This window comes from Clostridium sp. K13 (assembly GCF_019734195.1).
Taxonomy (GTDB): domain Bacteria; phylum Bacillota; class Clostridia; order Clostridiales; family Clostridiaceae; genus Clostridium.
Window position 1 is genome coordinate 14,524 of record NZ_JAASHM010000027.1, and the last position, 12,662, is coordinate 27,185.

Sequence of the window (12,662 nt, forward strand, 5' to 3'; positions counted from 1 at the left end):
AAATGTATAAAGTAAGTAATGAGTGTAAAAAGGCTATAAATCATTATTCTAGAGAATTATATAGTAAAGCTTATATAAATAATAATGAAATATATGCAAGTGATATTATATCTTATGAAATAAATGAAGGAATAATATCTGGTAGTGATTTTGAACTTGGTGGAGCAGTAGCATCTACTTTAGAAATTAAAATTAATAATCTACATGGTGCTTATAATGACATTGAGTTAAATGGAAAAGAAATTAAAATATTTACAGGAATTTTATTAGAAGATAATTCTATAGAATATGTACCAATGGGGATTTTTATAATTGATGAAGCTGTAAAAGATAAAAACATTATAGTGATTGAAGCTACAGACAAAATGGTAACTTTAGAAGATTATTATGAAAGTAAATTAACATTCCCTACAACTGTTTTAAATATAGCAAATGAAATTTGTACTATAGCTGGAATAACTTTAGCTACAAAACAATTTTATAATAGTAATTACATAGTTAATAGTTTACCTTTTGGAATAACTCTTAGAGATGTAATTCATGATATAGCTGAAATTGCTGGAGGATTTGCTAAAATTAATAGAATTGGTGAATTAGAAATAATAACACCAGGTAAAAGTATAGCAACTGAAATAAATAAAGATAGATACATAGATATGCAAATTAAAGAAGGATTCTATGTTGATAATTTAACTATAGTTGAAAATTACTTTCCAGTACCTCCAGTTCCAATTAATTTGAATGTTTTACCTTTTAGCTCTAAATGGCAAGGGGATTTTTCAATAGATCCAGGAGATAAAGTTATTTTAAATGATGGAAAAGGTACTTATGAAACTATTATTACTAAGCAGAAAATAACTTTTAATGGTGGATTAAGATATGAAAGTGAATGTACTGGACTTAGTGATCAACAAAAAAGTACTCAACAAATATCGAATACAGAGAAAACTAATAAAAGATATAGAAGTGAAATTAAACAGTTAGCTAATGAAATATCTCAAAAGGTATCAAGTGGTGATTTTGAAGCTTATCAAAAAATTACTGATGAAAAAATTGAAAACAAAGTTACTAAAACTGAAGCCGAACATATAGTTAACTCTAAGGTAGAACAAACTGAAAATAAATGGTCAGCTACATTTGAAAGTTCTGGAGCATATAACTTAATTGAAAACTCAACTGGATTTAATAAAGTTAAAAATGGTTGGGAAAATGAAGTTGGTGATTCATCTAAAATATATGCTTGGTATAGAGCTAATGAAAAAGTATCTACTGGATACTATATGGGGATATATAGAGATAATGATACTTCTACATCTATTTATAGTGCTATAAGTAGTAGGTTTAATTTAGCACCAAATACTACCTATACTTTCACAGGAAAGTTCAATACTCATAAGAAATCTAAAGGGGTAAGAGTAACAATTAAAACATCAAATTCTATAGATTATATCCAAGAAGATAGAGTAACATTTGATAATTCTATAATCATATATGAAGCAAATGAAAACTCATGGGTAAATGTTAAGAATACATTTACTACTGGAGTAAATGTTAAATCTGGGTTTATTCAAATAGAGCATTTAGGATATGATGTTGATAATCCTTTAGTTTCTAATTCTAACACTATATTTTGGGCAGACTTATTACTTGTTGAAGGTGAAGTTTCAAAAGCCTGGTGTCCTCATGCAAATGAGATTTACAGTGGTTCAACTATAATTGATGCAAGTGGAGTTACTGTTAATAATGGAGCTATTAGAGTTAAGAATAAAGCTGGAACAACTGTTTTAGAAGGGGATACCGAAGGTAATTTAATTTTATTGGGAACCATGAAAAGTCAGAAGGGAGATCAGTATGTTGCACTAAATAGTGGAGGTATCACTTTTCAAGATGCACATAGAAATGAACAAATAGTAAGAATGGCTACATCAGCATATGCATCTAATGCAGATATGAATGGTATGATAATTGGAATGGCTCAATACTGTGATTATATTAGATTTAGTCATTTACAAAAGGCTGACTTAAGCCAGGGATGGGATTCAAGTGTGACGGCATATAACTTCTTTGATTTATGGGCAAGTAAGCAAATCATAGGTTCAACAGTTTATCAAAAAGGAATAAATGTATTTGCTCCAGTTTATATGAAAGGAAAAATGTGTTTTCAAAACAGTTCAGATTATACAAGTGATATCTGCAATTTAAATTGGAATACAATTCAAGATTTGTTGGGGATATGCGGTGATAATGGATTGTTTCTAGGGTATAGAAGTGCGGGTGAATATAAAGCTAGAATTGTATTAACAGAAGGGGCACATCCGGGCACCGGAGATAATATAAGGTCATGGGGAAACTGGAATTTAAGTGAAGCAACAATTCATAATGGACATTTTAATGGAAAATCTTTAACTATTTCAGGAAGTAAAAACTGTTTGCAAAAAACAAATAATTACGGTGAAAGACTTATAAATGCTTATGAAACTGCAGAATATTATTTTGGAGATATAGGATCTGGAATAATAAATAATGATGGAGAATGCTTAGTTGGAATAGATGATGTATTCCAGGAATGTGTTAATACTGATATAGAATATCATGTTTTTACTCAAATTTATAATGGAGTAATTAGAACAATAGAAAGAAATAAAACATATTTCATTGTAAAAGGTGAACCAGGAACTAGTTTTAGTTGGGAGTTAAAAGCTAAGAGAATTGGCTATGAAAATAATAGATTAGATATTCAAGACTTAGAAAATAATTCTGAAAGTGGAGTTGAATTATTTAATGATGATGATTTTAAGGCGAATACAAGTGAAGAAACTTTAAATTTTATATTAGATTTTAATTTAGAAGATTTATTAATGGAGGTATTGTAATGAAAATATTAACTGGATTTGCAGTAGTTAAAGATAGTGTAGGTAATAGAATAACTTTTACTACAACTGAAGTAGATGAAAGTGGAATGATAACATCTAGTAATAATAAAGAAAGTTTTATTGTTCTTGATCCTGAAACTAATGCTTTAATTACACAATTAGAAGAAAAAATTAAAAATAGAGTATAGCAGGTGATATAATGGCACTCATACAGGGGATAGTAGATACTCAAAAACAAAACTTGAAGAGTTTAGGGATAGTAAATTCGGGTGATGATCTAACAATTGAATTAGAAGTAAAACAGAATGGGGTTAACATTGAATTTGTTAATCCTATTTTTGAATTACTAGCTACTAAGAGTGATGGGACTAGAGTTAGGCAACTAGTTGATATAACTTATATAGGCAATGTAGTTAATATAATAGGGGATGAACAATTGGTTACTTCTCCTGGTATAGTAACTTTGCAATTAATAATTAAAGACAACAAAAGGAGCTCTACTTGTCTTTTCTATTTTATGTGTGGCACAAGTTTAGATAGAGATATAATACAATCTATTTCTAAAGTTGAAGTTCTAAATCAATTAGATGAATATGTAGTACAGGCATTTGCAAATCTTAAAGAGTATGAACAAAGAATAATAGCTAGTGATGCATCTATAAGAAATCTTAATGAAGATATGATAAAGGCTGAAAAAGTTAGAGTACAAGCTGAAATTAATAGGGGGAATACATTTGATAATCTTGTATTAAAGATGAATAATGCTATTAATGCAGCTATAGCTACAGATGAAACACTACAAAATAATGAAATTAAGAGAATTGATAATTATAATACTCTTAAAGTTGAATTAGAGAGCATTAAAGACGATTTAATTCTACTTAATAATAATATTAGCAAAGAGGAAGAGAAAAGAGTACAAGCTGAAATTGATAGAGTTAATAAAGCATTAGAGATAATAGAAAAATTAAAATCTACTAATGATAAAGTAACTATAGCTGAAGCAGAGAGGGTAACTGAATTTAATAATATTAAATCCGAACTTACTTCTCTTAAAGAGGCTCTTACAACTATCAATAATATCGCAAACTCTAATGAAGAAATTAGAAAAACAAATGAAAGTGGAAGAGTTGCAGCTGAACAACAAAGAGTTACAGATTTTGAAAAAATAAAATCTGATAATACATCTCTTGGAGTAGCTCTTACTAAAAAAGTTGATGATAAGATAGTTGAAATTGAAGCCAATAATAATACTTTTAAGCAAGGAATTAACGAACAATACGATACTATTGTTCAACAAAACAATAATTTCCAAACTGAAATGAATACGGATTATGGAGATGCTAAGGTTGACTATTTTGGAGAAGAACATATTAATGTAGTAAATAGATTAAATTCAGATTTTGATAATGTACATCAAAGAATTAATGACAGTTCTTATTTGGAATATGAGGGAAGTTCAATAAAAGCAGATAATACTTATTATGGATTAACTAAAGATTTATCTATTAAGGGTAGGACTTTACAAAATTGCTACCCGCCTATAGAAAGAGAAAATTTTATTAATTTATTAGGGGGGACAGTAGAAAACGGGTATATTCATTTGGTCGGAAGAGCGCCGGGATATTCAAATGCGTGGATTAATCTTAATAAATCAATTTTGAAACCCAAAACAGTATACACATTAATAATTGATATTAAAGAAAATACATTAATTGATGTTTTAACTATAACATCATCACATATAGATGATTGTTTTAAAAAGGCATATACAATTACAGATAAAACTACAGGAATAATAAAACTAATAGTAGAAACTAAGGACGAATTTACTGATACAATGATGTCGATGAGAACATATTTAAATTCAGTTGAAACGGGAGCAGTAAAGTTTAGAATAATGTGTATTGAAGGTAACCATACAAACACTTCTATTTCAGAACTTCCTTTCGGTGAGGGTATTTATAGTGTTGGTGAATCTGAAAACAATTTAATTAATGTCAAGAGTTGTGGAAAGAATTTATTTAGGTATGAAGATGTACGTCCGAGAAATTCATTAAGTGTAGTAGAATATGGAGATAATAGTGTTACTATAACTGATGAATATTACTGTGGTTCAATAATTAAAATTAAAAGAAATACTAGATATTATGTAAGTGCTACAAGAACTCTTTTACTCGGTGAAAAAGGTGGACAAATTGCTATTTTTAAAAGTGATGGCAAGTCAGTTCAAGGTAACACTCCAATTAAGACTTTGGGGGTTAAAGACGGTTGGTTTGATAGTGAGGATAATGAATATATATCTTTCTTAATGTATGGTGGTTCTGCTAGTTTAGGAACATGTAAATTTTCAAACGTTCAAGTAGAAGAGATAAAGAACACAGAAACGACAGGAACTAATTATTTTGCTCCAATATGGGATAATCAAAACATTCAACTAGATGAACCTTTACGTTCTTTACCTAATGGCGTTTATGATGAAATTGTTGGAGATAATTTAATAAGAAGAATTAAAAAAGTAGATTTTGGTGGAAGTAATTATAATAAGTTTGATTATTGGAACGCAGTAAATGGTGCAAGTGAAAATTATATTAGAGGTTATTGTTATTATAGAAGTATTCCTGGAGGTATTGAGGGTAAAAGGAATAGTAAGATTATGTGTGATAAACACCCAATAAATACTAATAATCCATATAAGGCTGAAACAGCAGGGATTTTAGGAGTAAATGATTATATAGGATTGGTAATACCTATCAATTGTATTCCGAATTTTTATAGTTTAGATGGTACTGCAAAAGGAAACGCACTTAAAAATTGGATTAAAAATAATCCATTTACAGTTTATTACGAACTTGCGGAGCCAATAGTTACTAAGCTACCTAAAAAAGCAGAATTAAAAACTTTTGATGGGACAACACACTTTACAAGTAATAATAAACTACTTCCAAGTTTGTCTGTAAAAGTTCCAACAAATGTACAAGCTGTATTACAAGATACAAGAGCTAGAAATAGAGAATTAGAAAATGAACTTGAAACAACTACATTAAAGCTAAAAGAAGCAGATAATATATTAAAAGAAATGGACACAGATTTAATAAAAACAAATTGGGAAATGGACGATAGATTATTTGAAGTAGAATGGGCATTAGAAGATGCTGGACTAGTTACATCAGTATCAACATTTAATATAAATAATAAAATGAGAGGAAGTGCAAGTGTTATGGCATTAAGTAAATTTGAACAAGCTAAAATTATTATTATGAGTGGTGATTATGATAGAGCTACTTTAGAAGGACAACTTTCTAAATATCTTAAAAGAAATATAATTGCTCAAGATGAATATGATACTTTAATTAGTATGATGGACGCAAAAGAAATTGTAGTGGGTGAATAATTGATTTAAAGTGTGAACAAAGAGCTTAGGAAACTAGGCTCTTTTTATATTACAAAAGATAACACCTGAGGTTAGGAAAATTTATTATGAGGTGCAAAAATGGAATTAATTAAAATGTTACAAGAAAACATATCACTACAAACGCTATATCTAATATTTTCAATTGAGGTGGTAGTAGATGTAATAACAGGAATAATGAAAGCGTGGAAAAATGGAAGATTAAAAAGTAGAGCATTAAGAGATGGATTATTTGCTTCAATGGGAGAATTAATATTATTGCTATTATGTATTGGTGCAGCTGAATTAGTACCAATAACAATAATAATAGTATTCTCTATATTAGTATTTATGGTAATTAAAGAGCTTTACTCTATATTAGAAAATCTTTTAGAAATAGGAGCTAGAATTCCAAGTTGGTTAGTTAAGGGCTTAAAAGTATATGTAGATAAATTTGATAATTTAGAAAAGGGAGATGAATAAATATGAAAATAGCAGTAAGAGGTGGACATTGTCCAAAAGTAACAGGAGCAAGTGCATTAATAGATGAACTTACAGAAGATAGAAAAGTTAAAGATGCAGTAATTAAATATTTAAAGAAATTAGGACATACTGTTTTAGATGTAACTCCACCAGATAGTACAAGTTCATCAAGTTCAGATTTGAGTTACGGGGTTAATCAAGCGAATAATTGGGGAGCAGAGTTATTTGTATCTATTCATTTTAACAATGCATATAACACATATAATGGAGCGATAGGAAGTGAAGTGTGTGTATATTCTAACATTGATGTAGCTAAAAGGGTAGTTGATGGTTTAGGATCATTAGGTTTTAAGAATAGAGGTCAAAAAGTTAGAACAGGACTTTATGAACTAAAAAATACTAAAATGAAATCTATGATCATTGAGGTTTGTTTTGTAGAAGCAACTGAAGATGTAGTATTATATAGAAGGTTAGGAGCTGATGCAGTTGGTAAGAATATAGCTGAATCAATTGCAAATAAAAAAATTCCACATCTAACTAATAATACAAGTGATACTGGGGAAATTTACTATAGATGCATTGCTGGTAGTTTTAAAGAGAAAGATAATGCTGAAAAAAGAAAATATGAATTAGAAGCTAAGGGATTTACTGGTGTATTTTTAGAAGCTTTTAAGAAATAATTTATTAAGGCTAGATACTCTTAATTAGGTATCTAGCCTTTTTTATTTTAGTTATTATAAATAATTTAAAGATTATATGGCATAGTACTAAAGCCAAATATGGACAAGCTTAACATATTATTGTAAAATAAAAATAAAACCACTAGGTTTGCTTATTAAATAGTGGTTTCAAATGATAAATTGTATTTCTATAATATAACTCTATTATATCATAGTATTAAAGAAATACAAATATAATAATAGGGGGATGAATTATGAATGCAAAAATAGTTTCATTTATTAATATGAAAGGTGGGGTAGGTAAAACTACTTTATGCCTAGGTATTGGAGAATATCTTTCGAAAGAAGATACACATAATAAAAAAATATTATATATAGATATGGATCCACAGTTTAATACAACACAAACTTTAATGAATGAATTTGATTTAGAAGAGAAATATTTAAGTGAATATTATAAAACAAAGAATGTGAGAAAAATTTTTGAAATGCCTACTACTATTTCTGAAAAACCTATTTTGCCTAAGCCAGAAGACATAATAGTAAAGTTAAATTCTAATATTGATATAATTCCAGGGACAATTAATTTAATATTTGAAGATTCAAACAAAGAGGATAAAATAAGACGATTAAAAAAATTTATTAAAGATAATAATTTAAGAAATGATTACGATTTTATTTTTATAGATTGCCCTCCAACAATATCACTATATACGGATGCAGCTTTAATGACTTCGGATTATTATCTAGTACCAAATAGAATTGATAGATATTCAATTTTAGGAATAAAACTTTTAAAACAAATAATTGATAGGCTAGAGAGTAATCAAGATTTAGATATTAAAGCCTTAGGAATAGTATATACAATGGTTGGAGATGAGACTAATAAAACAACACGTTTAAAAAATACCTTTGAAGATAGTGAAATCGTAAAAGAAATAGGTCTTTTTTCTGGTGAAACCAGATATGTAAGAGACTTATTAGTAGGGCTACAGGGGAATATAGCTTCGAAGTATAAGAATTCAAGAGAAGATATAGAGAGTATTTGTTCAGAATTTTTAGAAAGGATAGAGAGTTATGAAGAGCATAGTTAATCCAATAAATAAAAATGAAGTAATTAATAAATTAAATAATACAAAGTTAGAACATTCTGAGTTTATTGGTATAGTATGTTGTATTATTCATTCAAAAGAAATATTTCCTAATAATAAGGATATTATTCCGTTTTTAGAACAAGTATTTAGTGTTAAATACTTGCAATATGTTTTGAATTCTAGAACTTTAATATCAGCTAGGCTATGTAAGACATTATTATGTATTGATGGAATAGAGTTAGAAAAGCTAAGAAATAAAACGGTTAAATATTTCTATATATATGAAAATAAGAATATAAACTCAAATAAAAAAAAGAATGCCAATGATAAATTGAGTATTTGGTTAAAGGAATTATAATGTTATGTTAGAAACATATGAAGGAGTAGCAAGAAATAAGGAAGAAATTAGAAAGTATTTAGAAATTCTCAATTCAAAAAAAAAATTACCTAAAGAAAATGAATTAACATACATTGCAAAGTTAATTTTATTTAATAAAAGTATTTTTATAACACTTAGTAATGATAATAAACATTACAATAACTATATGATTTATAACATGTTAATGCTTATGCATTCATTAACAAAAGATTCTAAGATAAATTTTTATCAATTATATCGTTCATTAATTGAAAATATACTAAGGGTAATGTTAAATTTAGATGATAACGATGAAACTGGAGTAAATGAGTTATTTCGAAGATTCTCAGAGAAATATGAAAATAGTGAAAAAGGAAAAGAATTTACTTATTTTATCAAGGGAGAATACTCCAATGCATGTGACTATGTTCATAGTAATATAAAAGCAGATATAGATGTATTTTTATTTTATAGTGAAATATTAAATTCCGATGAAATGGATAATGAGAATGTTGTGAAGTTAATATTTATAATAAAAACGTTTCTTTTTAAATTTACAGAGTTCATTGTTAATGTAGCTCCTACAAAAGTAGAAGCAGTATATTATAGAAAGTATAGTGATATGAAACATCTAATTGGGGAAAAGCTATATTTAGATTTTAAAAAAATAATAAATGAATTATGATAATGTTACTTAGGTGGAAATATGGTCAAAAATAAATTAAAAGAAATCCGTATGACAAAATATATGATGAACTCAAATGAGTTTTGCAAGTTAATTGGAATAAGTACAAGCACTTATAGTCAAATAGAGACTAATAAGCAGCAAGGTAATATAGAAACAATATTAAAAATAAGTAAGGCTCTTAATCTAAAGGTAGAGGATATTTGGTACCTTGAAGATTAAGGGCTTTTTTTTTATAAAAATAATTCCTAAACATAAATTTTATTTATGAATAGGAATATATTTTGTTTTTAGGAATATAGATATAACAAAGAGATGAAAATCATTAAAAATTAATTATTTGGAGGGAAGTTTAATGATAATAGGTGATGATTTAGGGACTTACGGGGTAAAAACATCGGAAGGAGTACACTTTGCGAGTAAGTTCGTGGAGAGTAATGGATTTTATCCAGAAAAAGAAATAATTATTGATGGAAAAGCTATCATTGTCGGGGAGGGAGAGTTTTCTACTGATTATAAGAAGAGTATGAAGGAAAATACATTGCCATTACTATATAGTGCTTTAGCATTAAGCAATTTAAATGAACAGTGTTTCCAAGTTGTATTGGGGCTTCCAATTCAACAGTATAAAAGTGATAAAAAAGATTTAATTGAGTTAATTGAAAATAATAGGTCTAAGAGAGTTACCGTTAAAGGAGTTACTAGAGATATATTTATTACTGATATTGAAGTTGCTCCAGAAGGTGCTAGTGCATATTATAACCTTTCAGATGAAAATAAAGAGAAAATAGGAAATAAGCAACTTGTAATAACTGACATAGGTGGAAGAACCACAGATATTTGTCTTTTTAAAGATTGTGAGATTAAGAAATATAAGACAGTTGGAGTAGGTATGCTTAACATCTACAACGATATAGTTACTGTTGCAAATGAACTTTACTCTGAATCCTTTAAACTTGAAGATGGTGAGGAAATATTAAAAGATGGATTATTTATTGGAGGAGAATATAAGGATATAAGTTTTATAAAACCTATTTTAAAAAGAAATTTTGATAGTATTTTTAAAGAACTCCAATTAAGTTTTGATATTAACAAAGGTTATATGCTTCTTACAGGAGGAGGAGCTGATACATTTTCAACTGCTTTTAGTAATAGGCTTAATAATCTTATTGTTAGTAAGAATAATGTTTTTGATAACGCAAATGGATTTAAAAAGGTAGGTGAACAACTTTGGCAAAACAACAAATAAGTATTAGTTTTAAAACTACCGTTAAGGATAGCAAACTTTATGCAGCTCTTTATGATCTAGATGATAGAGGAGCAGAAATTAAACAAGTTTTATATAAATATTATGTTTTAGGTCTTAAGTTCAATAATGAAAATATAGAAGTAGGGAAAATTCAAAGTAAGCCTATAGAGGATAATAAAGTTCCAGAAGTAAAAACAATTTTAGATTTTTAGTATGGTGGTATTACCACACTATTAGGATTTTAATGATTAGAGCTAATATGGTGGTAATGTGGTGGTACTAGCCATAAATTTATCGGTAAAGTATTGGTAAATGGTTGATTTAATTTGGAGAGAGTAGGGGAGTGGTTAGGAAATGTTAGGAATTAAAGAAAAGCAAATAGTAGGTCGTAAAGATGAGGAAGATTTAAAGATTTATAGGTTAAATATCCAAGTATCTAAAAGAGAGAAGGAAAAAGTACAAGCACTTGCAAAAAACAAAGGCATGAGTGTAAGTGATTATGTTAGATATTATTGTATTCATAAGCCTTTTACTAGTAAGTTTGATGGGGAGGAGTAGCGATGATTAGTAATTTTGCAGATGAGATATCTATGATTATTAGTGTTACATTTATGTCATCTCTTATAGGTATTACAATTTATTTTCTAGTAAAATCTTGGGACGAGGGTAAAGAAAGATATTTTGAAAGGCAAGCATTACGAGAAAATGATGAGATTGAAAGGAAGCAAGAAGAAATTAATAAGAAAAGATTAGAAAACCTAAAATTGGAGAACTTGGAGATTAAATTAACAAGTGAAGATTTAGAATTATTAAATCTTATGACCGGAAATAATGGAACTACCAAAGGAACTTTAAGAAAAAATTTAAGAGATCATTTAAAAGTTTCTTAAGAAAATCAACTAGAGAGATTACAAAGCAATAATTTTAAAAAGTGTACATATGTTGTTTATTGGATTAGGTAGAAGATAAGACAATGCAACAATTATTAAGTGGTAATGTTGATATTGGTTTTTCAGGTCCAGAACAAGCGGTTTATATCTATAATCAAGGTAGAGAAGATTATCCAGTAGTATTTGGACAACTTACTCAAAGAGACGGTTCATTTTTAGTTGGTAGACAAGCTGAAGAAAACTTTGATTGGGCATCATTAAAAAGTAAAGAAATAATAGGTGGAAGACCAGGTGGAATTCCAGAGATGGCCCTTGAATATGTATTAAAAGAAAATGGATTAGACCCAGCTACCGATGTTAATATGGTAACTAATGTTGATTTTACAGCTACTTCAGGAGCATTTAAATCAGGTACTGGTGACTATGTAGCATTATTTGAGCCTACAGCAACAATGCTTGAAAATGATGGTGGAGCAAGTATAGTAGCATCAGTTGGAGAATCTGCAGGTAATATAGCCTATACATGTTTTTATACAACAAAATCATATATGGACGAAAATCCAGAAATATTACAGAAGTTTACTAATTCTATATATAAGGGACAACAATGGGTTAAGGAACATACAAGTGAAGAAATTGCAAAATCAATAGTTTCTTACTTCCCTGGAACTGATGAAAAAGTGATAGCACAAGTTATCGATAATTATAAGGGAATTGAGGCTTATTCAGAAAATCCTGTTGTTAGTGAAGAGGGCTTAAATAAACTTATGGATATAATACAAGGTTATGATTCAAGTTTAATAGAAAAAAGGCCTGATTTTAATACAATTGTAAATAATGATTTTGCAAATGAGACTATTGGAAAATAGTTAATAGTTAGTAGTTTTAAGTTAGTAGTTAAAGTTGAAACTGCTTATAAATTAAAAATAAGAGTAGCTTATTCAATAACTCCAAACCAC

General features: G+C 28.2%; 14 protein-coding genes. All 14 read left to right on the top strand.

Annotated elements, in window-relative coordinates; all coding sequences use genetic code 11:
* Positions 1 to 2 precede the first annotated feature (2 nt).
* The 14 genes from HCG76_RS13615 to HCG76_RS13680 all read left to right on the top strand — a co-directional run bounded on the left by HCG76_RS13615 (position 3) and on the right by HCG76_RS13680 (position 12,572).
* Entirely contained in the window at positions 3 to 2,873 is a 2,871-nt protein-coding gene (locus HCG76_RS13615; protein ID WP_221699165.1) for a hypothetical protein, read from the top strand.
* Complete coding sequence (locus tag HCG76_RS13620) at positions 2,873 to 3,061, top strand: hypothetical protein (protein WP_221699166.1); 189 nt, start codon at positions 2,873 to 2,875, stop codon at positions 3,059 to 3,061. Before HCG76_RS13615 ends, HCG76_RS13620 begins: the two co-directional genes overlap by 1 nt.
* Positions 3,062 to 3,072: 11 nt before the next feature.
* Positions 3,073 to 6,267: a hypothetical protein gene (locus tag HCG76_RS13625; protein WP_221699167.1), complete on the top strand. Its 3,195-nt coding sequence runs from the start codon at positions 3,073 to 3,075 to the stop codon at positions 6,265 to 6,267.
* A gap of 99 nt (positions 6,268 to 6,366) precedes the next feature.
* A complete protein-coding gene (locus HCG76_RS13630) occupies positions 6,367 to 6,747 on the top strand; it encodes a phage holin family protein (protein ID WP_221699168.1) in 381 nt (126 codons plus the stop codon).
* A 2-nt stretch (positions 6,748 to 6,749) separates the two neighbouring features.
* Positions 6,750 to 7,427 carry an N-acetylmuramoyl-L-alanine amidase gene (locus tag HCG76_RS13635; RefSeq protein WP_221699169.1) on the top strand — a complete coding sequence of 226 codons (678 nt, stop codon included), beginning with the start codon at positions 6,750 to 6,752 and terminating at the stop codon, positions 7,425 to 7,427.
* 254 nt (positions 7,428 to 7,681) lie between these two features.
* Positions 7,682 to 8,521, top strand: coding sequence for a ParA family protein (locus tag HCG76_RS13640; protein WP_221699170.1), 840 nt, complete (start codon positions 7,682 to 7,684; stop codon positions 8,519 to 8,521).
* Positions 8,505 to 8,879, top strand: coding sequence for a hypothetical protein (locus tag HCG76_RS13645; RefSeq protein WP_221699171.1), 375 nt, complete (start codon positions 8,505 to 8,507; stop codon positions 8,877 to 8,879). Before HCG76_RS13640 ends, HCG76_RS13645 begins: the two co-directional genes overlap by 17 nt.
* Before the next feature lie 4 nt (positions 8,880 to 8,883).
* Entirely contained in the window at positions 8,884 to 9,564 is a 681-nt protein-coding gene (locus HCG76_RS13650; protein ID WP_221699172.1) for a hypothetical protein, read from the top strand.
* A 21-nt stretch (positions 9,565 to 9,585) separates the two neighbouring features.
* On the top strand, positions 9,586 to 9,786 hold the full coding sequence (locus HCG76_RS13655) for a helix-turn-helix transcriptional regulator (protein WP_221699173.1): 201 nt from the start codon (positions 9,586 to 9,588) through the stop codon (positions 9,784 to 9,786).
* 133 nt (positions 9,787 to 9,919) lie between these two features.
* Complete coding sequence (locus tag HCG76_RS13660) at positions 9,920 to 10,813, top strand: ParM/StbA family protein (RefSeq protein ID WP_221699174.1); 894 nt, start codon at positions 9,920 to 9,922, stop codon at positions 10,811 to 10,813.
* Positions 10,795 to 11,025, top strand: a complete 231-nt coding sequence (locus tag HCG76_RS13665) for a circadian clock-controlled protein (RefSeq protein ID WP_221699175.1) — start codon at positions 10,795 to 10,797, stop codon at positions 11,023 to 11,025. The genes HCG76_RS13660 and HCG76_RS13665 overlap by 19 nt, the downstream gene beginning before the upstream one ends.
* A gap of 142 nt (positions 11,026 to 11,167) precedes the next feature.
* The gene (locus HCG76_RS13670; protein ID WP_221699176.1) at positions 11,168 to 11,371 is read left to right on the top strand and encodes a plasmid mobilization protein; all 204 of its coding nucleotides are present in this window, start codon (positions 11,168 to 11,170) and stop codon (positions 11,369 to 11,371) included.
* A gap of 2 nt (positions 11,372 to 11,373) precedes the next feature.
* The gene (locus HCG76_RS13675; protein WP_221699177.1) at positions 11,374 to 11,703 is read left to right on the top strand and encodes a hypothetical protein; all 330 of its coding nucleotides are present in this window, start codon (positions 11,374 to 11,376) and stop codon (positions 11,701 to 11,703) included.
* Positions 11,704 to 11,786: 83 nt separating this feature from the next.
* A complete protein-coding gene (locus HCG76_RS13680; RefSeq protein ID WP_221699178.1) occupies positions 11,787 to 12,572 on the top strand; it encodes an ABC transporter substrate-binding protein in 786 nt (261 codons plus the stop codon).
* Positions 12,573 to 12,662: the final 90 nt, after the last annotated feature.

Bases quoted from the DNA above. Each gene is read 5' to 3' on its own strand.
- HCG76_RS13640 (WP_221699170.1), top strand. From the start codon at position 7,682: ATGAATGCAAAAATAGTTTCATTTATTAATATGAAAGGTGGGGTAGGT.
- HCG76_RS13655 (WP_221699173.1), top strand. From the start codon at position 9,586: ATGGTCAAAAATAAATTAAAAGAAATCCGTATGACAAAATATATGATG.
- HCG76_RS13650 (WP_221699172.1), top strand. From the start codon at position 8,884: ATGTTAGAAACATATGAAGGAGTAGCAAGAAATAAGGAAGAAATTAGA.
- HCG76_RS13670 (WP_221699176.1), top strand. From the start codon at position 11,168: ATGTTAGGAATTAAAGAAAAGCAAATAGTAGGTCGTAAAGATGAGGAA.
- HCG76_RS13625 (WP_221699167.1), top strand. From the start codon at position 3,073: ATGGCACTCATACAGGGGATAGTAGATACTCAAAAACAAAACTTGAAG.
- HCG76_RS13680 (WP_221699178.1), top strand. From the start codon at position 11,787: ATGCAACAATTATTAAGTGGTAATGTTGATATTGGTTTTTCAGGTCCA.
- HCG76_RS13635 (WP_221699169.1), top strand. From the start codon at position 6,750: ATGAAAATAGCAGTAAGAGGTGGACATTGTCCAAAAGTAACAGGAGCA.
- HCG76_RS13645 (WP_221699171.1), top strand. From the start codon at position 8,505: ATGAAGAGCATAGTTAATCCAATAAATAAAAATGAAGTAATTAATAAA.
- HCG76_RS13660 (WP_221699174.1), top strand. From the start codon at position 9,920: ATGATAATAGGTGATGATTTAGGGACTTACGGGGTAAAAACATCGGAA.
- HCG76_RS13630 (WP_221699168.1), top strand. From the start codon at position 6,367: ATGGAATTAATTAAAATGTTACAAGAAAACATATCACTACAAACGCTA.
- HCG76_RS13615 (WP_221699165.1), top strand. From the start codon at position 3: ATGTATAAAGTAAGTAATGAGTGTAAAAAGGCTATAAATCATTATTCT.
- HCG76_RS13620 (WP_221699166.1), top strand. From the start codon at position 2,873: ATGAAAATATTAACTGGATTTGCAGTAGTTAAAGATAGTGTAGGTAAT.
- HCG76_RS13675 (WP_221699177.1), top strand. From the start codon at position 11,374: ATGATTAGTAATTTTGCAGATGAGATATCTATGATTATTAGTGTTACA.